The organism is Citrobacter sp. Cpo015 (assembly GCF_030333035.1).
In the GTDB taxonomy this organism is placed as follows: Bacteria; Pseudomonadota; Gammaproteobacteria; order Enterobacterales; family Enterobacteriaceae; genus Citrobacter; species Citrobacter portucalensis.
Window position 1 is genome coordinate 398,911 of the sequence record NZ_JAOWGS010000037.1, and the last position, 25,255, is coordinate 424,165.

At 51.7% G+C, this 25,255-nt stretch carries 24 protein-coding genes and 1 tRNA gene; 13 read left to right on the top strand and 12 right to left on the bottom strand.

Annotation, left to right across the window (positions count from 1 at the left end):
- Positions 1-6: 6 nt before the first annotated feature.
- Positions 7-1,056, bottom strand: coding sequence for an ureidoglycolate dehydrogenase (gene allD, locus OGY67_RS17640; RefSeq protein WP_137377115.1), 1,050 nt, complete (start codon positions 1,054-1,056; stop codon positions 7-9).
- 316 nt (positions 1,057-1,372) lie between these two features.
- On the opposite strand from allD, the gene OGY67_RS17645 reads away from it, so the two are divergent.
- Genes OGY67_RS17645 through OGY67_RS17660 form a run of 4 tightly spaced genes read left to right on the top strand, consistent with a single transcriptional unit; the run spans position 1,373 to position 6,027 of the window.
- The gene (locus OGY67_RS17645) at positions 1,373-3,040 is read left to right on the top strand and encodes an acyl-CoA synthetase FdrA (RefSeq protein ID WP_286574320.1); all 1,668 of its coding nucleotides are present in this window, start codon (positions 1,373-1,375) and stop codon (positions 3,038-3,040) included.
- A 9-nt stretch (positions 3,041-3,049) separates the two neighbouring features.
- Positions 3,050-4,309, top strand: coding sequence for a YlbE family protein (locus OGY67_RS17650; RefSeq protein WP_071692488.1), 1,260 nt, complete (start codon positions 3,050-3,052; stop codon positions 4,307-4,309).
- 11 nt (positions 4,310-4,320) lie between these two features.
- Complete coding sequence (locus tag OGY67_RS17655; protein WP_286574322.1) at positions 4,321-5,130, top strand: oxamate carbamoyltransferase subunit AllH family protein; 810 nt, start codon at positions 4,321-4,323, stop codon at positions 5,128-5,130.
- A gap of 3 nt (positions 5,131-5,133) precedes the next feature.
- Complete coding sequence (locus OGY67_RS17660; protein ID WP_137377118.1) at positions 5,134-6,027, top strand: carbamate kinase; 894 nt, start codon at positions 5,134-5,136, stop codon at positions 6,025-6,027.
- A gap of 36 nt (positions 6,028-6,063) precedes the next feature.
- Here OGY67_RS17660 and purK read toward each other — a convergent pair whose 3' ends face one another.
- The 4 genes from purK to ppiB all read right to left on the bottom strand — a co-directional run bounded on the left by purK (position 6,064) and on the right by ppiB (position 9,095).
- The gene (purK, locus tag OGY67_RS17665) at positions 6,064-7,131 is read right to left on the bottom strand and encodes a 5-(carboxyamino)imidazole ribonucleotide synthase (protein WP_003831106.1); all 1,068 of its coding nucleotides are present in this window, start codon (positions 7,129-7,131) and stop codon (positions 6,064-6,066) included.
- Positions 7,128-7,637: a 5-(carboxyamino)imidazole ribonucleotide mutase gene (gene purE / locus OGY67_RS17670; RefSeq protein ID WP_003831107.1), complete on the bottom strand. Its 510-nt coding sequence runs from the start codon at positions 7,635-7,637 to the stop codon at positions 7,128-7,130. The genes purK and purE overlap by 4 nt, the downstream gene beginning before the upstream one ends.
- 238 nt (positions 7,638-7,875) lie before the next feature.
- Positions 7,876-8,598, bottom strand: coding sequence for a UDP-2,3-diacylglucosamine diphosphatase (gene lpxH, locus OGY67_RS17675; protein WP_153753619.1), 723 nt, complete (start codon positions 8,596-8,598; stop codon positions 7,876-7,878).
- 2 nt (positions 8,599-8,600) lie between these two features.
- Complete coding sequence (ppiB, locus tag OGY67_RS17680) at positions 8,601-9,095, bottom strand: peptidylprolyl isomerase B (protein ID WP_003021875.1); 495 nt, start codon at positions 9,093-9,095, stop codon at positions 8,601-8,603.
- A gap of 173 nt (positions 9,096-9,268) precedes the next feature.
- Between ppiB and cysS the strand changes: the two genes are divergently transcribed.
- The gene (gene cysS, locus OGY67_RS17685; RefSeq protein ID WP_286574323.1) at positions 9,269-10,654 is read left to right on the top strand and encodes a cysteine--tRNA ligase; all 1,386 of its coding nucleotides are present in this window, start codon (positions 9,269-9,271) and stop codon (positions 10,652-10,654) included.
- Between the two features lie 77 nt (positions 10,655-10,731).
- On the opposite strand, the gene OGY67_RS17690 is transcribed toward cysS, so the two are convergent.
- The 3 genes from OGY67_RS17690 to folD all read right to left on the bottom strand — a co-directional run bounded on the left by OGY67_RS17690 (position 10,732) and on the right by folD (position 12,462).
- Positions 10,732-11,256, bottom strand: a complete 525-nt coding sequence (locus tag OGY67_RS17690; RefSeq protein WP_003831110.1) for a metal-dependent hydrolase — start codon at positions 11,254-11,256, stop codon at positions 10,732-10,734.
- A 125-nt stretch (positions 11,257-11,381) separates the two neighbouring features.
- Positions 11,382-11,594: a ribosome-associated protein YbcJ gene (ybcJ, locus tag OGY67_RS17695; protein WP_003831111.1), complete on the bottom strand. Its 213-nt coding sequence runs from the start codon at positions 11,592-11,594 to the stop codon at positions 11,382-11,384.
- 1 nt (position 11,595) lies between these two features.
- Positions 11,596-12,462: a bifunctional methylenetetrahydrofolate dehydrogenase/methenyltetrahydrofolate cyclohydrolase FolD gene (folD, locus tag OGY67_RS17700; RefSeq protein ID WP_003831112.1), complete on the bottom strand. Its 867-nt coding sequence runs from the start codon at positions 12,460-12,462 to the stop codon at positions 11,596-11,598.
- Between the two features lie 575 nt (positions 12,463-13,037).
- Here folD and fimA point away from each other — a divergent pair.
- The 6 genes from fimA to sfmF all read left to right on the top strand — a co-directional run bounded on the left by fimA (position 13,038) and on the right by sfmF (position 19,101).
- Positions 13,038-13,592 carry a type 1 fimbrial major subunit FimA gene (fimA, locus tag OGY67_RS17705; protein ID WP_032934356.1) on the top strand — a complete coding sequence of 185 codons (555 nt, stop codon included), beginning with the start codon at positions 13,038-13,040 and terminating at the stop codon, positions 13,590-13,592.
- A gap of 77 nt (positions 13,593-13,669) precedes the next feature.
- Positions 13,670-14,203 (top strand): type 1 fimbrial protein subunit FimI, encoded by a 534-nt coding sequence (fimI, locus tag OGY67_RS17710; protein ID WP_048214759.1) that lies wholly within the window; start codon positions 13,670-13,672, stop codon positions 14,201-14,203.
- Positions 14,204-14,244: 41 nt separating this feature from the next.
- Entirely contained in the window at positions 14,245-14,937 is a 693-nt protein-coding gene (gene fimC, locus OGY67_RS17715) for a type 1 fimbria chaperone FimC (RefSeq protein ID WP_267452461.1), read from the top strand.
- A gap of 7 nt (positions 14,938-14,944) precedes the next feature.
- On the top strand, positions 14,945-17,560 hold the full coding sequence (locus tag OGY67_RS17720; RefSeq protein WP_286574324.1) for a fimbrial biogenesis usher protein: 2,616 nt from the start codon (positions 14,945-14,947) through the stop codon (positions 17,558-17,560).
- A 4-nt stretch (positions 17,561-17,564) separates the two neighbouring features.
- Entirely contained in the window at positions 17,565-18,572 is a 1,008-nt protein-coding gene (fimH, locus tag OGY67_RS17725) for a type 1 fimbria D-mannose specific adhesin FimH (protein ID WP_048214757.1), read from the top strand.
- Positions 18,573-18,606: 34 nt separating this feature from the next.
- On the top strand, positions 18,607-19,101 hold the full coding sequence (sfmF, locus tag OGY67_RS17730) for a fimbria assembly protein (RefSeq protein ID WP_187392937.1): 495 nt from the start codon (positions 18,607-18,609) through the stop codon (positions 19,099-19,101).
- Between the two features lie 49 nt (positions 19,102-19,150).
- Here the strand turns inward: sfmF and fimZ are convergent, their stop codons facing one another.
- From fimZ to fimW, 3 genes are all read right to left on the bottom strand, one after another.
- Complete coding sequence (fimZ, locus tag OGY67_RS17735) at positions 19,151-19,783, bottom strand: fimbria biosynthesis transcriptional regulator FimZ (protein WP_003831119.1); 633 nt, start codon at positions 19,781-19,783, stop codon at positions 19,151-19,153.
- Positions 19,784-20,369: 586 nt separating this feature from the next.
- Positions 20,370-21,092, bottom strand: coding sequence for a fimbria biosynthesis regulator FimY (gene fimY, locus OGY67_RS17740; RefSeq protein WP_286574325.1), 723 nt, complete (start codon positions 21,090-21,092; stop codon positions 20,370-20,372).
- A gap of 386 nt (positions 21,093-21,478) precedes the next feature.
- A complete protein-coding gene (gene fimW / locus OGY67_RS17745; RefSeq protein ID WP_008784010.1) occupies positions 21,479-22,072 on the bottom strand; it encodes a fimbria biosynthesis transcriptional regulator FimW in 594 nt (197 codons plus the stop codon).
- Between the two features lie 34 nt (positions 22,073-22,106).
- Between fimW and OGY67_RS17750 the strand changes: the two genes are divergently transcribed.
- Both OGY67_RS17750 and OGY67_RS17755 read left to right on the top strand, forming a co-directional pair.
- On the top strand, positions 22,107-22,286 hold the full coding sequence (locus OGY67_RS17750) for a hypothetical protein (RefSeq protein WP_003831122.1): 180 nt from the start codon (positions 22,107-22,109) through the stop codon (positions 22,284-22,286).
- A 39-nt stretch (positions 22,287-22,325) separates the two neighbouring features.
- A tRNA-Arg gene (locus OGY67_RS17755) sits at positions 22,326-22,402 on the top strand.
- A 37-nt stretch (positions 22,403-22,439) separates the two neighbouring features.
- Here OGY67_RS17755 and torS read toward each other — a convergent pair.
- On the bottom strand, positions 22,440-25,205 hold the full coding sequence (gene torS / locus OGY67_RS17760) for a TMAO reductase system sensor histidine kinase/response regulator TorS (RefSeq protein WP_234692877.1): 2,766 nt from the start codon (positions 25,203-25,205) through the stop codon (positions 22,440-22,442).
- Positions 25,206-25,255 lie beyond the last annotated feature (50 nt).

Here is a 25,255-nt window from a genome sequence, read left to right on the forward strand (position 1 = left end):
CAATAATTATTGCGCAAAGGGATTTTTGGTTTCGTATGACTTCAAATAAAGGGCATCGGAAATCAGGTATTGATAGATATCGTCAACGATGTCGATACCATGGGCCGCAGCATTGCGTTGATTAATATCTTGATCTTGTCCAGGGTAATAAACTTGTTTAAAACCAGGTGCAGGCGTAACGGCATTTAACTCTTGCATGGTTTGGCTGAGATGCTGACGAAATAATTGGCTGGAGGAGAAAAACTCGGGATTAATAACCAAATGCAGTTGGCCTAAATTACGCCCCGCATGCAAATCTTCATACATGGAGCTGACCTGACGACCAAATGGTAATCCCAGCAGAATGCCGGATAGCACATCGATCATCATCATCAGACCATAGCCTTTTGGCCCAGCTGCAGGTAGCAATGCATTGACAGCAAAAGGGTCGGACGTCGGCGCACCATTTTTATCGACAGCCCAGGTATCGGGAATCGGTTCGTTACGCGAGCGGGCATCGAGAACTTTACCCCAGGCTTGCACCGTTGTGGCCATATCAAATGTCATGACATCGTCACCTTCTCCAGGTGCCGCGAAGGCTAATGGGTTGGTTCCGTAGTAAATATCCGCGCCGCCGAAAGGTACAACCATCGGGTCGGACTGGCAAACGGAGAGGCCGATAAGTCCAGCATGGGCGGCTTGTTGCACGAAGTAAGAAATGGCTCCGCTGTGTCCCATTCGGCTAATTCCAACAACGGCGACACCATTTTTTTTAGCAATTTCAATTGCATGCTCCATACCCATCTTTGCAGCGACTTGCCCGGCGGCGTTATCGGCATGCAAAATCGCTGTGCAGGGACCGGTATCTTCAAAACGAAATGTGGGTTCGCGGTTGGTACCGCCTTTTGAAATGCGCTCGGCATAGTATTCAACGCGTACGGCGCCATGAGAGTGAATGCCTCTGGCATCGGCATAAACCAATACCTCAGCAACCGTTGCGGCGTGCTCACGTTTTAGTCCGGCCTTGCAAAGCTTATTCTCGATAAGCTGGTGGAGTGTTTCCCGACTGATTTTCATCTGTCTTCCTTTTTAACGACGGTGTGAAGCATGACTGCCGTTAACATACCGGGAATATAAACAGATTATGTGATCCAGACACACAAAAAAATATAGTTAGAATTTATTTGATAATCAGCGCTGATTTGCCATTTCTTTTTAAATAAATAATGCCGTTAGAAAATAACATGTAATCCTTTGGTGGTTATTAAAATTCTTTTGCTAATAAATTGTATGTGATATCAGTCACTCTATTTGTGATGCCGGATATATACCTTGAGTTCCACATTAACACTACTCGTGCAATTGCCATGGGTGCAATTATTAAGGGGTTGTTATGATTCACGCCTTTATTAAAAAAGGGTGTTTTCAGGACTCTGTCAGTTTAATGATTATTTCACGCAAGCTGAGTGAGTCCGAAAATGTAGATGATGTATCGGTCATGATGGGAACGCCAGCGAATAAATCGTTGTTGGAAACGACCGGGTTCTGGCATGACGATTTTAATCAGGCGACGCCGAATGATATTTGCGTGGCTATTCGTACTGAAACTGCCGATCAAAGTATTACCCAAGCTATTCTGCAACAGCTGGATGAGTCGTTGCAGCAACTCGCCCAGGCAACCGGAGGAAGTCAAACACTCCTGCAGGTCAGACGCTGGGAAAGCGCGTGTCAGAAACTGCCTGATGCGAATATGACGTTAATTTCTGTTGCTGGCGAATATGCGGCGGAACTGGCGAACCAGGCACTGGATCGCAACCTGAACGTCATGATGTTCTCCGACAACGTCACGCTGGAAGATGAAATTAAACTGAAGCGTCGCGCACAAGATAAAGGTCTTCTGGTGATGGGGCCGGATTGTGGAACTGCCATGATCGCCGGTACGCCGCTGGCTTTTGCCAACGTGATGCCGGAAGGCAATATCGGTGTAATTGGCGCCTCCGGTACAGGAATCCAGGAACTCTGTTCGCAAATTGCGTTGGCCGATGAAGGTATTACTCATGCTATTGGCTTGGGGGGGCGCGATCTGAGCGCCGAGGTGGGCGGGATTAGTGCACTTACCGCACTGGAGATGCTTGGGGCAGACGACAAAAGTCAGGTGCTGGCTTTTGTGTCAAAACCACCGGCAGAAGCTGTTCGTCAGCGTATTGTTACTGCGATGAAAGCTACGGGAAAACCTGTTGTAGCGCTGTTTTTAGGTTATACCTCTGCGGTTGCCAGAGACGAGAACGTCTGGTTTGCAGCAACACTGGATGATGCAGCCCGTCTCGCTTGTTTATTGGCGCGAGTCACGGCGCGACGCAGTGCGTTTTTCACTACAGGAGATGGCGTAATCAGGGGGCTGTATACCGGAGGTACGCTGGCTGCTGAAGCGGCGGGGTTGCTGGCCGGTCACCTGAATGTCCCGGCGGATGCGGAACACCACCACGGGATGATGCTGGATGCCGCCGGGCATCAGATTATCGATCTGGGTGATGATTTTTACACTGTCGGGCGTCCGCATCCGATGATCGATCCCGCATTACGTAATCAGCTTATTACAGATCTGGGTTCGCAGCCGCAAGTGAGGGTGCTGCTGGTGGATGTTGTGATTGGCTACGGTGCGACAGCCGACCCGGCTGCATCACTGGCCCAGGCCTGGCAGAAAGCGTGTGCTGCGCGAGCTAGCGAGCAACCGCTGTTTGCCATTGCGACGGTCACCGGCACCGAGCGCGATCCGCAGTGCCGTTCACTGCAAATTGCCACGCTGGAAGATGCCGGTATCGCCGTGGTGAATTCACTGCCTGAGGCAACACTACTTGCCGCTGAACTGGTTCGACCAGCTCAACCGTTATCTCATCAATCCGCACCTGCGCTACTGGAAAAAGTGGCGGTTATTAATGCCGGGTTACGCAGTTTTGCACTGGATTTACAGGCGGCAGAAAAGCCTGTGGTGCATTACCAGTGGGCGCCTGTCGCTGGCGGTAATAAAAAACTGGCTCGTTTATTAGAACGTTTGCAATAAGGGGTTCCAATGTTTACATCAGTGGCGCAAGCCAACGCTGCAGTAATCGAACAAATTCGTCGTGCGCGTCCGCACTGGCTGGATGTGCAACCAGCTTCCTCGTTAATCAGTGAACTCAATGAAGGGAAAACACTGCTTCATGCAGGACCGCCAATGCGTTGGCAGGAAATGACTGGCCCGATGAAAGGCGCCTGCATTGGTGCATGCCTGTTTGAAGGATGGGCCAATGATGAAATAGGCGCGCTGGCTTTACTGGAGCAGGGAAAAGTCAATTTTGTACCTTGCCATCATGTTAATGCCGTGGGCCCAATGGGCGGAATCACCTCTGCCAGCATGCCGATGCTGGTGGTGGAAAATATCACCGAAGGGAACAGGGCTTACTGCAATCTCAATGAAGGCATCGGCAAAGTGATGCGCTTCGGCGCGTACGGTGAGGATGTCCAGCAGCGTTTACGTTGGATGCGTGATGTTCTGATGCCGGTCTTAAGCGCAGCGCTGGGCACTCTGGAGCAGGGTATTGACCTGACCGCCATGATGGCACAGGGCATTACGATGGGCGATGAGTTCCATCAGCGCAATATTGCTTCTTCAGCCCTGTTGATGCGTACGCTGGCCCCGCAAATTGCCCGTCTGGAACATGATAAGCAGCAGATTGCTGAGGTGATGGATTTCCTTAGTGTAACCGACCAGTTCTTCCTTAACCTGGCGATGGCTTACTGCAAAGCGGCAATGGACGCCGGAGCCCAGGTGCGTTCTGGCAGTATTGTGACGGCAATGACCCGTAATGGCGACATGTTCGGTATTCGCGTAAGCGGACTTGGCGATCGCTGGTTTACCGCGCCTGTTAACACCCCGCAGGGATTGTTCTTTACCGGTTTTTCACAGGAACAGGCTAACCCGGATATGGGTGATAGCGCCATCACTGAAACCTTTGGTATCGGCGGTGCGGCGATGATTGCCGCGCCTGGCGTAACGCGTTTTGTCGGTGCCGGAGGAATGGAAGCCGCAAAATCCGTCTCCGAAGAGATGGCGGAAATCTATCTGGAGCGCAATATGCAGCTACAAATCCCCGGCTGGGATTTCCAGGGGGCCTGTCTGGGACTTGATATCCGTCGCGTGGTCGAAACAGGGATTACGCCGCTGATTAATACTGGTATTGCCCATAAAGAGGCCGGTATTGGCCAGATTGGTGCCGGTACAGTCCGTGCACCGCTCGCTTGCTTTGAGCTGGCACTGGAAGCGCTGGCTGAAAGCATGGGCATTAGCTAACAGAGGCGCGCATGATGATCATCCACCCTCTGATGGGCAGCCAGCAATCTGCGGATTTTCGCCAGTCATGGCAATTGTCTGGTGTCTGGCGACGCTCGATTAACCTTGTAGCCGAAGGGGGCGCATTGTTAACGCTGCACCGCCAGGGAAGCGGCTTTAGCCCAGGGGGATGGGTGATCCGTGCACATGACTTTGATGCGCTGCGTACGTCGTTAAGTGGTAGCGAAACCCCTCAGGCTGTCCCCGAGGGGATTGTGTTGGGACCGTATCTTTTACGTCAACCTCAGCGCTGCTGTTCATTGCAAATAACCTATCGCCCTCATGCCGCGCGCCTTGCACCGGCCTGGATGGAGCGCGGCGAGGAAACGGGATTATTTGGACCGTTAATGCTGGCGGCAAGCCTGCCTTTGTGCCCCGAACTGCGTCAGTTCCGCCACTGTTTCTTATCGGCGCTTGCCGGTTTGTCGACAGACTGGCGGCAGTGGTTGGGCAAGGGGCCTGGTTTAACGCCCAGTCATGATGACACGTTGACTGGCATGCTGTTGGCCGCTTGGTATTTTGGTGCGTTGAATAAGGATTCCGGTCACCGTTTCTTTGATTATTCCGGCAACCTTGAACAAGCGACGACCGTGGTTAGCGTGAGCTATTTGCGCTATGCGGCACTAGGGTACTTCGCTTCACCTTTACTCCACTTTACCCATGCTCTGCATCGCCAGGAAAGGTTGGATGCGGCGATAAATTCGCTGCTGGCGCTTGGGCATACCTCCGGCGCAGACACCTTGTTGGGGTTCTGGCTTGGACAACAAATCATAGAAGGATAGGGAATGAAAACGCTGGTTGTTGCTCTTGGTGGCAACGCATTATTGCAGCGCGGTGAGGCGCTAACGGCAGAAAATCAATATCGTAATATTGCCAGCGCCGTACCCGCCCTGGCGCGTCTGGCGCGTTCGTATCGCCTGGCTATCGTACATGGTAACGGACCGCAGGTTGGCCTGCTGTCGTTACAGAACCTTGCCTGGAAGGAGGTCGAGCCTTATCCATTAGATGTGCTGGTGGCCGAGACGCAGGGCATGATCGGTTATATGTTGGCGCAGAGCCTGACCGCAGAACCGGAAATGCCGCCGGTGACCACGGTGTTAACGCGGATTGTGGTATCCGAGGATGATCCCGCGTTTATGTCGCCGGAAAAATTTATCGGCCCGGTGTATTCGCCCGAAGAACAAACGCAACTGGAAGCGAATTACGGCTGGCATATGAAGCGTGACGGCAAATACCTACGGCGTGTTGTCGCTTCGCCAGAACCTCGCCAGATCGTAGAAAGCGATGCTATTAAGCTCTTACTCAAAGAAGGGCATGTGGTGATTTGTAGCGGGGGCGGCGGCGTGCCCGTCACTGGCGAAGGATTAGGGTCTGAAGCGGTCATTGATAAGGACCTGGCGGCGGCGTTGCTGGCTGAACAGATCGATGCCGATGGTCTGGTCATTCTGACCGATGCCGATGCGGTCTATGAAAACTGGGGGACGCCGGAGCAACGCGCGATCCGTCAGGCCTCTCCTGATGAGCTGGCGCCGTTTGCTAAAGCTGATGGTTCGATGGGCCCAAAGGTTACTGCCGTAAGTGGATATGTGAAGCGACGTGGAAAACCGGCATGGATTGGCGCGCTGTCACGCATTGAAGATACGCTGGCGGGCAAAGCCGGAACGTGTATCCGTCTGTAAAAAAAGGGGGCGTTTATATGTACGCCCCCTTTTTTCTTATTTCAGCTTTGACTGCGCCCAGATAATACCGCTGGCATATTCCGGCGGCAGCAGGGGGATAAGCGCTTCCAGCGTTGCGCTAAGGCGCGCGGTATCGCTGTCGCTCAGGTTCAGATGACCCACCTTACGCCCTTCACGCACCTCTTTGTCATACCAGTGCAGATGCACCAGCGGCAGCTTGAGCCAATCGTAGTTCAGGTCGCTACCAATCAGGTTTACCATCACCGAAGGGTGGTTCACCACCGGCGTCGGTAACGGCAGGTCGGTAATGGCACGTAGATGCAGCTCAAACTGGCTGATGCTGGCGCCGTTTTGCGTCCAGTGGCCACTGTTGTGCACGCGCGGAGCCAGTTCGTTAATCAGCAGACCTTCCGGGGTGATGAAACACTCCATCGCCATCACGCCGACATAGCCCAGCTCCTGCATGATGGCAGAGAGCATTGCTTCAGCCTGTTCCTGCTGTCTGGCGTTAGCCTGCGGGAATACCACGCTGGTGCGCAGAATGCCATCCTGATGGAGGTTATGGGTCAGCGGATAGAAAACGGTGCTGCCGTCGTGCGCACGAGCGCCAACCAGTGAGACTTCACCGGAGAAGTTGATTCCCCGCTCGACGATGCACTCGCCGTAGCAGTCGTCCGGCAGTTGCTCAGTTTCATTTGCGCGCAAGCGCCACTGTCCACGTCCGTCGTAGCCGCCGACGCGACGTTTCACGATCGCCAGCTCGCCAAGTTTGTCGAATACCGCAGACCATTCGCTTTTATCTGCCAGCAGCTGCCACGGCGCAGTCGCCAGACCGAGCTTGTCAAAAAGCTGCTTTTGCGTCAGACGGTCGGCAATAATCGGGAAGACGTCGCGGTTAACAAACGCCGGGTGGCGTGCCAGTTCGCGGGTGAGTGCCGTTTCCGGCCAGCGCTCAATCTCAGCGGTGATCACGCTTTGCTGAAAAGGGACCGCAGCCGGTTCAGCGTCCAGCCCGACGGGCCAGACCGCTATGCCCAGTGGCTCACCGGCCTGGCGCAGCATGCGCCCTAGCTGTCCGTTGCCAAGTACGCAGACCTGCTTCATGCGACACCTCGCGGGTCCGGGTTCTCCAGCACCTCATCGGTTTGCGCTTTGCGCCAGTCGTTCAGACGCTGGTGTAATGCTTTGTCGTGTGTTGCCAGAATTTGTGCTGCCAGCAGGGCCGCATTTGCCGCCCCCGCTTTGCCGATCGCCAGCGTGCCGACCGGAATACCGCGCGGCATTTGAACGATAGAGTAGAGGCTATCTACGCCGCTCAGCGCTGCGCTTTGCACCGGAACGCCCAAAACTGGCACCAGCGTTTTCGCCGCAATCATGCCAGGCAAATGCGCTGCGCCACCGGCCCCGGCAATAATCACCTGATAACCGTTCTCTTCAGCGCTTTCGGCGAAGCTAAACAGTTTGTCTGGGGTGCGGTGGGCGGAGACGACTTCAACATGATGCGGAACGTCCAGGATTTCGAAGATTTCGGCGGCGAACTGCATGGTAGCCCAGTCGCTTTTGGACCCCATCACGATGGCGACACGCGCCGGATTATTGCGGGAAGACATGCGTCTGAAAACTCCTGTGGTGCACTACACTCGACTTTTGAGGCCACAGAGAATAGCATAATTCACCGCCAAGGAAAACGATTGCGCGCTTTGTACTTCACTCTTCAAGCTGCCTCTTTGTTGGCTGCATCTGCTCACCCCAGTCACTTACTTTTGTAAGCTCCAGGGGACTCACAGATTTGCCGCTTTGATGCAACTCGAATAGTTTTGTGTAAAGAGGAACTGGGTATCTGCAGAATTAAAACGGAAAGGCGATCAGTTCAACGTCGTCAGGGGTGACTTTGATCATCGAACCTTCGGTGTGCCATGCGCCTAAAACCACGCGGAAAGCGGGTTGCTCATTGGCCGTAAGTTCGTGGACGGCAGGGCGGTGGGTATGGCCGTGAATTAACCACTGAACCTGATGTTTTTCCATCTCGCTAATCACGGCCTGCTGATTCACATCCATGATTTCCAGCGATTTGGTGTTGTTGGCTGCTTTGCTGTTGGCACGCATTTTCGCAGCGATTCGCTGGCGAACGAACAGCGGCAGAGCGAGGAACAGCTTCTGTAACCAGGGTTGATGCACTTTGGCGCGAAATGCCTGATAGCCTGCGTCGTCGGTGCATAAGGTGTCGCCATGCATGATCAGCACCTTGCGGCCATACAGGTTGAGCACTTTTTCTTCGGGAAGCAAGATCATGCCGCTCGCACGGGCAAAACGTTTACCGAGCAGAAAATCACGGTTGCCGTGAATAAAAAAGCAGGGAACGCCGGAATCAGTCAGTGATTTTATCGCCGCGGCCATTTCACGATGCAGCGGATTAGGATCGTCGTCGCCAATCCAGGCTTCAAACAGGTCGCCAAGAATGTATAGCGCATCGGCCTTTCGCGCATCACCGGCTAAAAAACGCAGAAAACCGGCGGTGATCGCCGGTTCTTCTGTGCAGAGGTGAAGATCTGCAATAAACAGTGTCGCCACGATTACTCGCTGACGGTCACGTTTTCGATGATAACGTCTTCTTTTGGCACATCCTGATGCATACCGCTGCGACCAGTGGAAACGCCTTTGATTTTATCAACCACGTCCATGCCTTCAACAACTTCAGCGAACACGCAGTAACCCCAACCCTGCATGCTTTCGCCGGAGAAGTTCAGGAAGTCGTTGTCTGCAACATTGATGAAGAACTGTGCGGTTGCGGAGTGCGGAGCCTGAGTACGCGCCATCGCCAGCGTACCACGGGTATTTTTCAGACCGTTGTTCGCTTCGTTTTTGATCGCTTCTTTCGTGGCTTTTTGCTTCATGCCTGGCTCGAAACCGCCGCCCTGGATCATGAAACCGTTAATAACACGGTGGAAAATGGTGTTGTTGTAAAAACCTTCGCGGCAGTAGTCCAGGAAGTTTTTAACTGTTTCAGGCGCTTTATCATCAAACGTTTTGATTACGATATCGCCGTGATTAGTGTGGAAAGTAACCATTTTTGCATCCTGTTCCGATAGATTGGTGCTTCGACCCCGTCAAGGGTCAGAGTTAGGGGTGTGTTATAGCATAACCGCAAGCTGCGATCACCTCGCAAAGTGTGCTGCTTCCGGTCTAAATTATGGGTATTATACAGACTTTACTATCCACACACGTCTACACGGAATCTTCGATGTTAAAAATCTTTAATACACTGACGCGCCAAAAAGAGGAATTCAAACCTATTCATGCCGGGGAAGTCGGCATGTACGTGTGTGGTATTACCGTTTACGATCTCTGTCATATTGGCCACGGACGTACCTTCGTTTCTTTCGACGTCGTTGCGCGTTATCTGCGCTTCCTCGGCTATAAGCTGAAGTATGTGCGCAACATTACCGATATCGATGACAAAATCATCAAGCGCGCGAATGAAAACGGCGAAAGCTTTGTGGCGTTGGTCGACAGAATGATCGCGGAAATGCACAGCGATTTCGATGCGCTGAATATTCTGCGCCCGGATCTGGAGCCGCGTGCTACGCACCATATCGCTGAAATTATCGAAATCACTGAACAACTGATTGCCAAAGGTCACGCTTACGTTGCTGATAACGGCGACGTGATGTTCGACGTGCCGACTGACCCGAACTACGGCCAGCTGTCGCGCCAGGATCTGGATCAGCTGCAGGCAGGCGCACGCGTTGACGTGGTTGATGTGAAACGCAACCCGATGGACTTCGTGCTGTGGAAAATGTCCAAAGAAGGCGAGCCGAGCTGGCCATCTCCGTGGGGCGCGGGCCGTCCGGGCTGGCACATCGAATGTTCTGCGATGAACTGCAAGCAGCTGGGCAACCATTTCGATATTCACGGCGGCGGTTCGGACCTGATGTTCCCGCACCATGAAAACGAAATCGCTCAGTCCACCTGTGCTCATGACGGTGAGTACGTTAATTACTGGATGCATTCCGGGATGGTGATGGTTGACCGCGAGAAAATGTCCAAATCGCTGGGCAACTTCTTTACCGTTCGCGACGTGCTGAAATACTACGACGCCGAAACCATCCGTTACTTCCTGATGTCGGGTCATTACCGTAGCCAGTTGAACTACAGCGAAGAGAACCTGAAACAGGCGCGTTCTGCGCTGGAGCGTCTGTATACCGCGCTGCGTGGCACCGACAAATCCGTTGCGCCAGCCGGTGGCGAAGCCTTTGAAGCGCGCTTTATTGAAGCGATGGACGATGACTTCAACACCCCGGAAGCCTACTCCGTGCTGTTTGATATGGCACGTGAGGTTAACCGTCTGAAGGGTGAAGATATGGCGGCGGCTAACGGCATGGCTGCGCATCTGCGTAAGCTTTCCAGCGTACTGGGCCTGCTGGAACAGGATCCAGAAGCGTTCCTGCAAAGCGGTGCGCAGGCGGATGACGGTGAAGTTGCTGAAATTGAAGCGCTAATCCAACAGCGTCTGGATGCACGTAAGGCGAAAGACTGGGCGGCAGCTGACGCCGCGCGTGACCGTCTCAGCGAGATGGGCATCGTGCTGGAAGACGGCCCGCAGGGTACCACCTGGCGTCGTAAGTAACTCTGTAATGCCCGGTGGCGCTTACGCTTACCGGGCCGTATAGGCCGGATAAGACGCATCGCGTCGCATCCGGCAGATTAATGTTTCCGATACCACCACAGCACACCCATCATTACGATTCCCGGCAGCCATACCCACATTAACTCCGACATGATCACCTGGTGCCCGTACGGCGTGGCGTAGCGTGATAACGCAAACGGGGCGACTTTAATCACCTGCCATGGCGCGAAGAAGCGCTCATCCGACCACGGCCACAGCCAGCCGACGCCTTTACCGCCGGTGGTGACAGAATCCAGCAGACTGTGCGACAGCAGTGAAACCGTCAGGAATAGCCAGCAGCGAATCAATCCCGCCTTAAACCATCGTCGGCCAATCAAGACGCAGAGCAGCGGTACCACGAAGGCGAACAGCAGTGAGTGGGTAAATCCCCGGTGGCCAAACACATTGCCGTAGGCGACGCCGAACTTAAATGACAACACGTCGGCATCTGGCAGCATGGCCAGAACGACGCCAGCAAACAGTAATCGTGGGGGGATGACTTTAAGTCCGAGACCTAACCCTAAACAGAGCGGAACGGCCGCGTGGGTAACGATAGTGGGCATGATGATCGCTTCGTATGGAAAAACAACATGCTATCAGTTCACTGTGAAGTGGGGATGAAGTCATTATCTGAAAACGAGAGGGGGAAGTGGCCGGATACGGTGTTAACCTCATCCGGCACTTAGGGTCACGCCACGACGTTAATGCTGTGGCCTTCAAAGCTGACGGTCTGTCCGGCAACGATTTTGCAGCGTTTACGCGTTTCAACAACGCCATCGACCTTCACTAACCCTTCGCCAATAGCAATTTTTGCCTGGGCGCCACTTTCGCTCCAGCCTTCCAGCTTCAGCAAATCGCAGAGTTCAACGTGTGGGTGTTTACCCAGTGAAAATGTGGCCATCTTAAACGTCCTTTACATCATGATATTCAACACACGCCTGCAGCGTGTTTTCGATAAGTGTGGCGACCGTCATTGGTCCTACGCCGCCGGGGACCGGCGTGATATATGACGCTCGTGCGGCCGCATCGTCAAAGACCACATCGCCAACAACCTTACCATTCTCCAGACGGTTGATGCCGACATCAATCACAATCGCACCTTCTTTGATCCACTCACCAGGAATAAAGCCCGGTTTACCGACGGCAACAATCAGCAGGTCAGCATTTTCTACGTGGCGGCGCAGATCTTTGGTGAATCGGTGGGTGACGGTGGTGGTGCACCCAGCCAGCAGTAGCTCCATACTCATTGGGCGACCGACAATATTCGAGGCACCAATGACCACGGCATTCAGACCGTAGGTATCGATGTTGTAACGCTCAAGCAGGGTAACGATACCGCGCGGAGTACATGGGCGCAGACGCGGTGCGCGCTGGCACAGGCGACCGACGTTATACGGGTGGAAACCGTCAACGTCTTTATCTGGCGCAATACGTTCCAGCACTTTCACGTTGTCGATACCCGCCGGCAAAGGCAGTTGTACCAGGATACCGTCGATGGTGGTATCTGCATTGAGCGTATCGATCAGCTCAAGAAGCTCCGCCTCGCTGGTGGTTTCAGGCAGGTCATAGGAGCGGGAGACAAACCCCACTTCGTCACAGGCTTTGCGTTTACTCGCAACATAAATCTGCGAAGCCGGGTTGCTACCTACCAGCACAACAGCCAGGCCTGGGGCGCGTAATCCAGCCGCTAAACGCGCCTGAACTTTTTGAGCAACCTCAGAGCGCACCTGCTGCGCAATCGTTTTACCGTCAATAATCTTTGCTGCCATCAGAGAGAGAATTCCGTCTGTTACGTTAAACCGAAGGGGATGTCACTATTTTGTCAGAAGCGGGGCGTGCTGTCAGTTTTCGTTTGCGTTTTTACGTGCGATAACGGGTGCCATGGTCAGAGCATGGGATCAGCACAGAGGCTGAAGTCTCCCAGGTAATTAATGAGCATGCGAATTAAAATTAACGTGAATGAAACAATTCATCACCCTGGTGTTTTCAGGGGTAATGCGCCATAAACCAGTCTGTTACGTACCTTTATGGAAGGATTTAAGTAATATTAACCCAGATTTTTCTTAGGTCCCAATAAGAATTGGCCAGGGTCAATAAAAGGATTTGCAGGTATTTTTCATTAATTGAAATGTTTAATTTAACCCTGTGACGAATAGTCATATTCGCGAAGATTAATTAGTGAATCAAATACTCAGGAGAGTTGGGGTAAAAGGTTAGCTAATTCTCTTGCGATATATATCTTTACAGGATGCAGAGATAATTAGCCTGACATTTAATGTCGATAATGATTCAAACGGATCCCGCAGGACGCCGGAGCCGGATGTGTGTAATTCAAGGGAAATCCATGAAACGTAAATTAATGACCTCTTCTGTTATTGCCAGCCTGATGTTAGTTGCAGGTGCAGCGGTTGCAGCCGATCCGGTAAGCGTTAGCGGCGGTACTGTGCATTTTGAAGGTGAACTGGTCAATGCAGCCTGTGCAGTCAGTACTCAGTCATCCGATCAGGTTGTCACCTTAGGCCAGTATCGTACCGCCAGTTTTACCGCAGTTGGCGATACAACGGCGCAAATTCCGTTCTCAATCGTGCTGAACGACTGTGACCCGAAAGTTGCCGCAACCGCAGCCGTGGCTTTCTCTGGTCAATCCGATATTACCAACAACAACCTGCTGGCTGTCACTTCTGCAGATAACGGTACCACTGCCAGCGGTGTCGGGATTGAGATCCTGGACAATACGTCCACCGCGCTGAAGCCGGATGGAGCTACCTTCTCTACCGCTCAGGCGCTGGTAGAAGGGACCAACACCCTACGTTTCTCTGCGCGTTACAAAGCCACAGCCACCAGCGCTACGCCGGGTCAGGCAAATGCCGACGCGACGTTCATCATGAAGTACGAATAAGCCGTTCTGATTTGCGCAAGGATGACGTTCGCCTCACTGGATGAGGCAATTTCCGGGGATGATGAAGGATGCGGCAGATGATAGGGAAAGGCGTGGCGCTGGCGGGAATGCTGTGCGTACTGCCTGTGTTTGCACATACGGTAATACTGGAAAGTGGCCGCCTTCACTTACGGGGGCAGCTCGTCAATGGTGCCTGTACGGTCGCTACCGACAGCCAAAATTTGCGGGTGCAAATGGGGCAGTATCGCACTAATGCTTTCTCCGGGACGGGAAGCTTTGCCTCTACCAGCGTGCCGTTTTCACTGCGCTTAACGTCATGCAGCTCCGATGTTTATGACCACGTTGGGATTGCGTTTGCAGGTGTGACACCAGCAGAAGATCCGCAGGTTTTTCTTGCTAGTGGTGATGCGTCTGCGGCTTCGGGGATCGGTCTGGCGTTATTTGATGAGCGCCAACAGCAAATTATTCCGAATGCGCTGCCGCTTCATTATGCGCCGATTATAACGCAAGAGATGACGTTTCATTTCACTGCTCGTTATCGGGCTGTCTCGGAAAATATAACGCCGGGAACGCTTCGTTCAGACGTGTGGTTTACGTTGGTTTATCCCTGATTAATTTCCCAACGATAATCACACCAAAGGTATTTGTAGCTATGTTTAATTATCTAAAATCAGGTTTTATCCTTTTACTGGCCTTATTTTCTGCTGCCAGTGTTCAGGCTGCCGGCGGTATTGCATTAGGCGCTACCCGCGTTATTTATCCAGCTGATGCCAAACAAACGTCCCTGTCTATTAGCAATAGTGATACCAAAGAACGATACCTGGTCAATTCATGGATCGAGAATAGCGCAGGCGTTAAAGAAAAATCGTTTGTGGTTACGCCTCCGCTGTTCGTCAGCGAACCCAAAAGCGAAAACACGCTGCGTATCATCTATGCAGGTGTTCCGCTGCCCAAAGACCGTGAATCGCTGTTCTGGATGAATGTGAAAGCCATTCCGTCAGTCAATAAAAACAGCCTTGAGGGTAAAAACGTTCTGCAACTGGCGATTCTGTCCCGCATCAAGCTTTTTGTCCGTCCGAATAATCTGCCGCAAATTCCGGAAGATGCGCCCGGGATGCTGAAATTCTCCCGTATCGGCAACCACCTGAAAATCAATAATCCGTCAGCGTATTACGTCACCTTGGTCAATCTCAACGTGGGGAAAACGAAGGTTGATAACGTGATGGTCGCGCCGAAAAGTGATGCGCAGGTCCTGCTACCAACGGGCCTTCAGGGCAACGTCACGTTCCAGACGGTCAATGATTATGGCGCCGTGACCCCGGCCCAAACGGTTAGCGTGCGTTGAGATAACGATGAATAAGACAACGTATTTTCCTGGCCTGTTACCGGGGGTTACGCCACCGCTGGCGGGGGTGGCGTTGTCCACGCTGGCGGCGCTCTTTCCCTCTTTAAGCCATGGGGAAAGCTATTTTAATCCGGCCTTTTTATCTGCGGATACGGCAACCGTGGCGGATTTATCACGTTTTGAAAAAGGCAATCATCAGCCTGAAGGCGTTTATCGCGTGGATATCTGGCGCAACGATGAGTTTGTTGCCACTCAGGATATTCGTTTTACGAGCAGTGCGGGAAAAGCCGGGGAGAAGTCTGGTGGGCTGATGCCGTGTTTTGGACTCGACTGGGTGAAGCGCCTTGGCGTCAATATCACCGCATTTCCGGCACTCAGTAAGGATCCGAACGATACCTGCATCAATCTACCTGAGGCGATTCCAGGCAGTGAGATTGCATTTGATTTTTCTACCCTGCGCTTGAACGTCAGCCTGCCGCAGGCGTCAATGTTAAACAGCGCGCGTGGCTATATTCCGCCGGAGGAGTGGGATGAAGGGATCCCGGCTGCGCTGGTCAACTACAGCTTTACCGGCAGCCGCGGCAGTGACACTGACAGCTATTTCTTAAGTATGCTCAGTGGCCTGAACTATGGCCCCTGGCGCTTGAGAAATAACGGCGCATGGAGCTATTCCAAAGGTGACGGATACCACTCACAAAGCTGGAAAAATATCGGTACATGGCTTCAGCGCGCGATTATCCCGCTGAAGGGTGAACTGGTAATGGGCGACAGCAACACCGGCAACGACGTATTTGACAGCGTCGGGTTTCGCGGTGCGCGGCTCTATTCCTCAGACAGTATGTATCCCGACAGCTTACAGGGCTATGCGCCTACCGTTCGCGGTATTGCGCGTACCGCAGCGAAACTGACCATTCGTCAGAATGGCTATGTGATTTATCAAAGCTATGTTTCACCGGGCGCTTTTTCGATAACCGATCTCAACCCGACGTCATCCAGCGGTGACCTTGAGGTGACGGTGGACGAAAAGGACGGCAGCCAGCAGCGCTATACGGTGCCGTACTCCACGGTTCCCTTGTTACAACGAGAAGGGCGTTTCAAATACGACGTGGTTGCCGGGGATTTTCGCAGCGGCAATAGCCAGCAATCTTCACCGTTCTTTTTCCAGGGAACATTAATTGCCGGGTTACCAGAAGGCTACACCGCTTATGGCGGTACGCAGCTGGCCTCACGTTACACCGCGGTAGTTTTAGGCACTGGCCGAAACCTGGGGGACTGGGGGGCGGTTTCTGTGGATTTAACCCATGCGCGCAGTCAACTGGCGGATGACAGTACGCATCAGGGGCAGTCTTTGCGTTTTCTGTATGCAAAATCGCTGAACAACTTTGGTACAAACTTCCAACTGTTGGGATATCGCTACTCAACGCGCGGCTTCTATACCCTTGATGACGTCGCGTATCGCAGCATGGAAGGGTATGAATACGACAGCGAAGGCAATCGCCACGACGTGCCCGATGTGAAGAGTTACCACAACCTGAGTTACAGCAAAAAGGGCCGCTTCCAGATTAACATTTCGCAGAACCTGGGAGACTACGGCTCGCTGTATGTTTCGGGGAGTCAGCAAACGTACTGGAATACCTCAGACACCAATACCTGGTATCAGGTGGGCTATGCCAGCGGCTGGCAGGGAATTAGCTATTCACTCTCCTGGTCGTGGAATGAATCGGTAGGCATCTCCGACACCGACCGTATTCTGGCATTCAATATGTCAGTGCCGTTCAGCCTGCTAAGCGGACGGCGCTACTCGCGTGATAACGCGCTCGATCGCACCTACGCCACTTTTAATGCCAACCGCAACAGCAACGGACAAAACAGCTGGCAGAGCGGGATCGGCGGTACGTTACTGGATGGACGCAACCTGAGCTATAGCGTGAATCAGGGGCACAGCAGCACCAACGGTTACAGCGGAAACGCCAGCGCCAACTGGCAGGCGGCTTATGGCACGCTGGGCGTGGGATACAACTACGATCGCGATCAGCATGACTATAACTGGCAGCTCTCCGGCGGCGTGGTGGGGCATGCGGACGGTATTACGCTCAGTCAGCCGCTGGGGGACACCAATGTGCTGGTTAAAGCACCTGGCGCGCAGGGTGTGCGGATAGAAAACCAGACCGGCGTGCAAACCGACTGGCGCGGATACGCGGTGATGCCGTATGCCACCGTTTATCGCTATAACCGCGTCGCGTTAGATACCAATTCAATGAACAACAATACCGATGTGGAAAATAACGTTAGCAGCGTCGTGCCAACGCAAGGGGCATTGGTGCGAGCAGCGTTTGATACACGTATCGGCGTGCGGGCGCTGATAACCGCGAAATATGCAGGTAAACCTGTGCCATTTGGATCCGTTGTGCGTGAAAACACCAGCGGCGTGACCAGTATGGTGGGCGAAGACGGACAAATCTACCTGAGCGGCTTACCGCTAAAAGGCGAATTGCTGATCCAATGGGGGGAAAGCGCTAACGCTCGCTGCGTGGCGCACTATGCCTTGCCTGAGGAGAGTCTGAAACAGGCGGTGACGCTCACGAACGTGACGTGCGAATCTCCAACGGCACGACAGGAATAATACGATGAAACGACAAACAGGTTTGTTACTGGGAAGCGCTTTACTGCTGATGGCTCATTCGTCCTGGGCGACGGTCTGTCAAAACTCGAATGGCACACCAACGGATGTTTTTTACGATCTGTCGAACGTCTTTAACAGCAGCAATAATCAGCCGGGGCAGGTGGTGACGTTACCGGAAAAATCGGGCTGGGTTGGCGTTAATGCCACCTGTCCGGCTGGGACAACGGTGAATTACACCTATCGAAGCTATGTCACTGAACTTCCGGTTCAAAGTACCGAGGGTGGTTTTCAGTATCTGAAGCTCAATGACTACCTGCTGGGGGCCATGAGCATCACCGACAGCTATGCCGGGTTGTTTTATCCTCCGCGAAATTATATCCGTATGGGCGTTGACTCGAACGTTTCGAAGCAGAAGCCTTTTGGCGTACAGGATTCAAACCTGGTGTTTAAACTCAAAGTGATCCGCTCGTTTATTAACATGGTGCCGATCCCGCGCCAGACCATGTTCAGAGTCTATGTCACGACCAGTACTGGAGATGCGCTAAGCACGCCGGTTTATACCATCAGCTACAGCGGTAAGGTGGAGGTGCCACAAAACTGTGAGGTGAACGCAGGGCAGATTGTCGAGTTTGATTTTGGCGATATTGGCGCATCGTTGTTCAGCAAGGCGGGGGCAGGAAACCGTCCCGAAGGCATTAATCCGCAGACCAAAACGGTGGCGATAAAATGCACCAACGTCGCTGCACAGGCATACTTAACCATGCGGGTAGAGGCCGAGAAAGCCTCTGGGCAAATGATGGTATCAGACAATCCTGACTTAGGGTTCATTGTCGCCGATAAAACCGGTAGACCGCTGACGCCCAATAATCTGTCCAGCACGATCCCATTTCAACTGGATGATAACGCCGCGGCAAACGTGAGTATTCGGACATGGCCGGTCAGCGTGACGGGGAATAAACCTACCGAAGGGCCTTTTACTGCCCGTGGCTATCTGCGAGTAGATTATGACTAACAAGCAAACGCCAACTTCATGGGCGCTTCTGGTGATGCTGCCCATACTGACATTCAGCTCGTTGTGCCATGCGGCCTCATCGCTGGGCGAAATCAATATTGAACTGCGCGGAAACGTGGTGGACTTTACCTGTGCGGTGATTGCCAGCGACAGCAATAAGTCGGTTGAATTGGGCACCTGGCCAACAAAGCAGTTACAGACCAGCGGGGATACTACCCAACCAGTCGCGTTTACGCTGAAGCTGGAAGGCTGCCCGCCGGGATCCGCGTCAATAACGTTTTCTGGTACTCCGGCCCCGGGTACGACGTTGCTGGCGCTTGATGACGCGGTGATGGCGCAAAAGGTGGCGATCGAACTGCATGACAGTGACCGTACGCGATTACCGCTCGAGCAGGCCAGCCAAACCGTAGGGATTGATGAAAACGGCAATGCCACGCTGACCTTTTTCGCCAACTATATCGCGTTAGCAGACGGGGTTCAGCCAGGCCTCGCCAGGGCCGATGCCACATTTATGATTAACTATAACTAATCAATGCGCGGATAAAACGCTCCCGAACGAAGTCTCGCCGGGAGTGCTATTACATTAATTCATGCATTTTTGCGTAATCGATCAGCTCAACGATAGTGTGCAAGCCGAGTTTGGCGTAGATGTTAGCTTTGTGAGCACTAATCGTTTTATTGCTGAGTAACAGCTGCTCAGCAATTTCCTTATTAGAGAGCCCATTTGCCAGATAACGCAAAACCGTAACTTCGCGATTAGAGAGCGGCATGTCATTCAATACACCTTTTTTCATATTTATATTGTTAATGAAGTTAAGGGTGTCTGAAGGGAAAAAAGAATATCCCGATAAAATCATTTTTACCGCATTGTAGATATCATTTAAATCCTTTCGTTTACTGACGAAACCATTTGCACCGGCCCGGATAGCACGCCCGGCATAAAAAGACTCCGATTTGGAGGAGAGAAACAGCACCCGAGTATTCTCCTGCAGAGACTTTATTCTCTTGAGTAATGTAAATCCATCTGAACCAGGTAGTTCAATATCCAGAATGACAAGATCGACAGGGTAAGTGCGCAGGTGCTCTATTGCCGTACGGCTGTCATCGGTCTTCAACACAACCTGGATATTACTGTTTTTTTCAAGTAGTACTTCTATCGACATTCTGACAATAGGGTGTTCGTCCATAATGATAACGGATGCTGGTTTCATTGTTGTATGCCTCAAACTGTATGCGTATCTTGATAATTTTATAAAACATCAGGCGTTATAATATTGTCAAATAGCCAAGGGTTGTTCTGAGGGAGAGTCGAATAAATATTATTTCATCCTTGTTTATTCGGTTGCTCTTCTACAGAACAATGAATTTGTGGAAAATCCATTTCACACTGGGAAAACTAACAATTAATCAGAAAACTATGGGGATTATACCTGCTCTGTTCTTTCGGAAAAGGCTTACAACATTCAGGTTGTTAATGTCAGTTAGGATGTTCTAAAAGATCCAGATGTGTTAATGACTATTGGCATTATTTTACTGCTGTTTGAATTATGGCAGACTGAAAAAAATTTTTAAATGGTAAAAACAATACAATAAACTAATTGTTTAGGATTTGTTAAGGTGGGAATGACGCTATTTGTGCTGGTATGCACAGAATCAGTATGGTTTACTGGGGTGGTGGAAGATAGCATAATACCAGGAATAGTTGTAAATATTAAATAGTTGTGAAATTTAGATCTTTTATCTCATATAAAAATAAGTAATTTCCTAAAAAATCTTATGGCACATAGGGTTAGGGTGTTAAATTAAATGAGCAGAGGTAACGCTGAGGCGATGTATCAGGTGCAAAAAACGCTGCCGGTTTGCTAAGCCCAGACGCGCAATCAGCTGGTTCAGGCGATAGATGATACGGTGGTAGGGGCGAGCTTGTAACAAAGCAATCTCTTTTAAGGAGTTACCTTGTAAAAGTAATTCCACCATCGCCCAATCGAGCTGGTTTATGTGCCTGGAGTGAATATAGTTAAGGACTGGCGACAATAAAGCGCGGCGCATCTCCGGGAGGCGCAGGCTATGTGACAAGATATAAAATGGACCGGACAGAGAAATAAAAGGGATTAGGTCTTCATCGTGGCGGGAAAGCAATATGAAGATTTGGATGTTATTCCGCGGTTTAATTAGCTGACGCAGATACTCCAGAACATCAAAATAAGAGATTGTTAAACCTTCCATATCAACCACTAACTGACTAATTACCGACTCTCGCAGGCTGGCTTTGGCCGATTCAATGGTCTGGAAGATTGCGGTACGTGCTCCTGAAAATAAATGTCGACCCAGCGCATAGGCCAGATAGTAATCTGTCGTAATAATCGCCTGAGATATAGTGTCACTCGGTAATGTGTATTCGAGTTTTTGCGTCAGATACTCAAGTTGGTCAAATACCTGTGATGTGTAGTGAGGATATTGCCAGGTACAGTTAGTGTTTCGTATACGGCGATGTCGATCCCGGCGTTTTGCGCTGTGCATCCTTTTCCATTCCATTTCTGTTGCGGCAGGTCTGGATAAATTGCCGACTATAAACATCCCTGACCCAAATTTTCTCCAGCGTAAAGGCGAGTTTCCTTGTGCTGTTGGGTTTCAATGCTTCAGCAATCATCAGACTGGCAATTGCGTATCCCATCAGAATAATCTGCCGGAAGTTTTCTGATGTCTTACTCAATGCCCAAAAAGTCGTTTTATCCAGTTCAACCTCTCTATGGGATTAGATAAAATATTACCGGGTGTGTCTTTCTGTTACCCCGGAAATAGTAAGCCAGGATTATTCTGGCAGCATGGAGATAGGTACAGTAGGTGCCGATACTTAATTGGTGATGAGATTTTTCTCAATAAAAAATCAGGCAGAGAGATGCCACCTAATTTTGTAGAAAGTTCAGATGCGCCCGGATGTATCTTAAGAATTGCTGATCGTTTTTCACATGCAGCTTTTTCATAATGCTGCGACGGGTGGCTTTGGCCTGAATTTCGCTTACCGAGAGCAAGTGAGCTGTTTCGGCTAAGGTATAGCCGCTGGCGAGAAACATTAAGAACTGACGTTCTTCGATAGAAAAGTTGCGAGTGGTGCAGTAATGGCAGATAGTTGCGGGCACGTTGTTGCGCAGCGCGCGTTTTTGCAGGATGAGGACTAATTTTTTAGTCATTTCCTCAACGTCATCTTCCCGATAGATCAGTGGCAACATGTACAGGCAGGGCCGGAACATCAGCTTATCTTTATCGTTTCTGTTGCAGATGACTACCCGGTGTTGGCGGCGGGTATGGACCGGAATCTGATAGCAATCGGCGCTGAGCCAATCTTCATCCAGGGAAATAAACGCGATGTCAGCGCGATCGATATCCTCGACAGGCAAAAAGCAAATCTCCTGATGCCACTGATTTGCCAAATGGGAGATGATAATTTTAAGTCCATGTTCGAAGTGACTGTTTTCTTCCTTGATGGCGATACTTAACATTAAAGAGTTCCTGAACCGCTGGAGGGGTAAGGGAATGTTAAGCAAAATCATAAATATTCTAAATACATGTATCCCTAAATCTGGCGTTTCGTGGGCTGAGTTGTTACCAGGCGATTTCCTGGATACCCTTGAACAAGCAGAAAAAATCAACATTCGTTCACTTCGCCAGCAACTGAAACAAAAGGCATTGACTCAGCAGGCGCTGACCGTATAATTCACGCGTTTCATCTGCATGAAGTAATCACTTCGCAATGCGCCCTTAGCTCAGTTGGATAGAGCAACGGCCTTCTAAGCCGTAGGTCGTAGGTTCGAATCCTACAGGGCGTACCATTCAAAGTCAGTCTCTATGCTCAGCTTCAACGTACCGTTACGCGCGGGACGGTTTTTCTTTTTCCAGCCAACGTTCTACCTCATAAAGACTTTGTTGGATCTCCTCTCTGAGTGAAAAATCACCCAACGGCTGCTGTTCAAGTGCTGCACACATCGTGCTGGCTGAGCGCATTCCCATGCTGGCGCAGCTGCTTTTTAGCTGATGCATCAGACGTTTTATCTGCTCGTCGTCATGTGCTGCGCGGGCAGCGTCAATCTCATCTAATACAGGAAGAGTGTGTTGCTTAAAGAGCGCTAACCATTCGCGCACCTTTTGCCATCCCATAACCTGGATATCTCCAGACAACTGATGAAAATCTAACCGTTTGTTGTCATTTTCTGATGCAAGCGGGAGAGTCGCACTACCGTGCAGATAATGCGTAATAAGTCGACTGAGTTCATCCCGGGGGACTGGTTTTTGAATAATGCCGAGGAACAGGGTGCTGGTTCTTTGGCTTAGCGTTTCGTCGATGACGTGCGCGCTAAAGCCGATCAGGCTAAGTGCCGGATAGTCGTGGGCTAACTGCTGTGCCAGCGTGATCCCGTCGATATCAGGAAGATCGAAATCAACCAGAGCAGCATCGTAGCGAGTATCTTCCTGCAATATTTTTAGCGCCTCAGCGGCGCTGCTGGCAGCAGTAACCTGTGCGCCATTGAGGATGAGCATTTCAGTACTGATACGTTGTGTAAGAGGATTATCCTCGATAAGCAATAAGCGTAAGCCCTGTAACGATATGGAGCGTTGTGCGGGTTTCATGATGGGCATCGTGGTTGCCCGCAATGGCAGACGCAGCTGGAAACAACTCCCGACGCCGGGCGTGCTGGTGACGCTCAGCTCTCCCTGCATTGCCTGGGCGAGACTGGCGCTGATGGTTAGTCCGAGTCCGGTTCCACCTCGTTTACTGCTTACCTGAACAAACGGCTGAAAAATATCGTGCTGGCGGGCAGGGTCAATTCCACATCCCGTATCTTCAACCTCGATGTACCAGTTTTTGCCCTCACATCGGCTACGCAGGATGATGTGTCCCCGATCGGTAAAGCGTAGTGCGTTGTTTAATAAATTAGTAATGATTTGCCGGATGCGGCGCGGATCGCCACGCAGGGAAGCGGGAACGTCATCGGCAAAATCCGCAACCAGCACGACAGGGCGACCAGCAACACGGCTGTTCATGAGTTGAAGCGTACTTTCCAGCAAGGGTTTGGGTTCAAAAGGCTCATCGCCTATCGCCACATTTTTTCCACCGGCTTCGATGGCGGAATAGTCCAGGATATCGTTGAGGATGGTCAGCAAAGACTCGCCCGAGTCGGTGATTGCGCGTAGATTTTCCCGATGCTGTGCCAGGGCGGGATTGTCTGAGAGCAACTGCGCAGTGCCGAGGATACCATACAGCGGGGTGCGTATTTCATGGCTCATGGCGGCAAGAAACGCCGATTTTGCCTGGTTAGCTTTTTCAGCTTCTGCACGGGCCTGTCGGTGTTCAGATACCATAGAACGCAGCTCGGCGGTGCGAGCTTTAACCTGTGCAGCCAGATGTTCGCGATGGCTATTGAGGGCGTGAACACTGCCGCGAAAGGCATCCATCAACCGCCCGATGGTATCCAGTTCACGAACGCCTGCGGTTTCCGGGAATGGGGAGTCAATATCCCCCTCAAGCAGACGCTGTAACGCCTGGGTTTGCTGTGCCAGTGGTCGAGTGACTGAGCGATAAACCACACGCCAAAGTATAAGAATCAGCAAACATAATGACACGCCACCTAACAGCAGCAGCAAGTGTTGCCCGCGCTGGCTGGTCTGTTTGAGATGCGCCAGTCCACTTTGATTACGCTGGCCGATGGTTTCCACCAACTGGCTGACTTCGCTACTGAAACGGGTAAATTGCTCGATATTATTCTGCGATAAGATCTGTAATTGGGTCGTGATGTCATTATCCTGGCGATACAGGGACAGCAGCTCAACATAACGGCTAATCGTATTGACGGTGTTGGCCACCTGAGTGCGCACCACGGGATCTTCAATACGTATTTGTCGGCGCTGAAGTACTCTGACGGCGGCATTCAACTGGTTTTCCAGCGCAGCCAGGTTATTCTGCGCCTGGTTATTCCCCAGATTCATCACCATTTGCTGCACGCGTAGCGCACTCAGGCGCAGTTCATTCATCTGGTTATAATATTCCAGATCGATATCGATGAGCCTGTCCAGCGCGTGTTCAGCGGCCTGCCCCTGATGGCTCTCAATCAAATCGTAAATGCTGGCCTGTGTCGCTCCCGCCGACGTGGCGGCATTACTGGCCTGACCGCGTGCCATTTCGGCAACGTCAGCGGTGGCCTCAATAATTTGCTGGCTGAGTTGTTGCTGTTGAGCGCGTAATTTCAGGCGTTCGCCAACCATCTCCCCCTGGTGGCTTAACGATCGGGCGATTTCTTTCTCCTGCTGTTCAATGGCAGAAGTATCAAAGCCCTGCTCACGAAGGGTTTTGAGTAATGTGGTTATTTTCAGACTCTGGGCGGTTAACATTCTCCCCTGAGCCAGCCACATATTTTCATTGTCTGCGGTGGTCAGATTTTGTGCGGAAAACAGTTCCCAGGCGCTGGCTTCGCTGAGCTGGCGTGCCATATCCATGGTTGGAATTAGCGCCTGGGTATTGGCCTGCTCAACCTGGCTGACAAAACGCAGGTTATACCAGCCTGTCAGCGTACTGATGAGAGTCAGTGCCGCCATCAGCGCAAAGCCTATCCACAGTCGTTTGGTCAGAGATAAATTCACTGTCTGGTCGCCACAGATTAAAAAGGTTGAGTCCAAAAGAGGAAAGCAAC

Excerpts from the sequence above, each read along its gene's own strand:
- OGY67_RS17645 (WP_286574320.1), top strand. The coding sequence starts at position 1,373 with ATGATTCACGCCTTTATTAAAAAAGGGTGTTTTCAGGACTCTGTCAGT.
- OGY67_RS17720 (WP_286574324.1), top strand. The coding sequence starts at position 14,945 with ATGAATAAGACAACGTATTTTCCTGGCCTGTTACCGGGGGTTACGCCA.
- sfmF (WP_187392937.1), top strand. The coding sequence starts at position 18,607 with ATGCTGCCCATACTGACATTCAGCTCGTTGTGCCATGCGGCCTCATCG.
- fimZ (WP_003831119.1), bottom strand. The coding sequence starts at position 19,783 with ATGAAACCAGCATCCGTTATCATTATGGACGAACACCCTATTGTCAGA.
- purK (WP_003831106.1), bottom strand. The coding sequence starts at position 7,131 with ATGAAGCAGGTCTGCGTACTTGGCAACGGACAGCTAGGGCGCATGCTG.
- fimY (WP_286574325.1), bottom strand. The coding sequence starts at position 21,092 with ATGCACAGCGCAAAACGCCGGGATCGACATCGCCGTATACGAAACACT.
- fimH (WP_048214757.1), top strand. The coding sequence starts at position 17,565 with ATGAAACGACAAACAGGTTTGTTACTGGGAAGCGCTTTACTGCTGATG.
- OGY67_RS17660 (WP_137377118.1), top strand. The coding sequence starts at position 5,134 with ATGAAAACGCTGGTTGTTGCTCTTGGTGGCAACGCATTATTGCAGCGC.
- fimC (WP_267452461.1), top strand. The coding sequence starts at position 14,245 with ATGTTTAATTATCTAAAATCAGGTTTTATCCTTTTACTGGCCTTATTT.
- ybcJ (WP_003831111.1), bottom strand. The coding sequence starts at position 11,594 with ATGGCCACATTTTCACTGGGTAAACACCCACACGTTGAACTCTGCGAT.
- allD (WP_137377115.1), bottom strand. The coding sequence starts at position 1,056 with ATGAAAATCAGTCGGGAAACACTCCACCAGCTTATCGAGAATAAGCTT.
- purE (WP_003831107.1), bottom strand. The coding sequence starts at position 7,637 with ATGTCTTCCCGCAATAATCCGGCGCGTGTCGCCATCGTGATGGGGTCC.
- fimA (WP_032934356.1), top strand. The coding sequence starts at position 13,038 with ATGAAACGTAAATTAATGACCTCTTCTGTTATTGCCAGCCTGATGTTA.
- fimW (WP_008784010.1), bottom strand. The coding sequence starts at position 22,072 with ATGTTAAGTATCGCCATCAAGGAAGAAAACAGTCACTTCGAACATGGA.
- OGY67_RS17750 (WP_003831122.1), top strand. The coding sequence starts at position 22,107 with ATGTTAAGCAAAATCATAAATATTCTAAATACATGTATCCCTAAATCT.
- fimI (WP_048214759.1), top strand. The coding sequence starts at position 13,670 with ATGATAGGGAAAGGCGTGGCGCTGGCGGGAATGCTGTGCGTACTGCCT.
- cysS (WP_286574323.1), top strand. The coding sequence starts at position 9,269 with ATGTTAAAAATCTTTAATACACTGACGCGCCAAAAAGAGGAATTCAAA.
- OGY67_RS17690 (WP_003831110.1), bottom strand. The coding sequence starts at position 11,256 with ATGCCCACTATCGTTACCCACGCGGCCGTTCCGCTCTGTTTAGGGTTA.
- OGY67_RS17650 (WP_071692488.1), top strand. The coding sequence starts at position 3,050 with ATGTTTACATCAGTGGCGCAAGCCAACGCTGCAGTAATCGAACAAATT.
- folD (WP_003831112.1), bottom strand. The coding sequence starts at position 12,462 with ATGGCAGCAAAGATTATTGACGGTAAAACGATTGCGCAGCAGGTGCGC.
- OGY67_RS17655 (WP_286574322.1), top strand. The coding sequence starts at position 4,321 with ATGATGATCATCCACCCTCTGATGGGCAGCCAGCAATCTGCGGATTTT.
- ppiB (WP_003021875.1), bottom strand. The coding sequence starts at position 9,095 with ATGGTTACTTTCCACACTAATCACGGCGATATCGTAATCAAAACGTTT.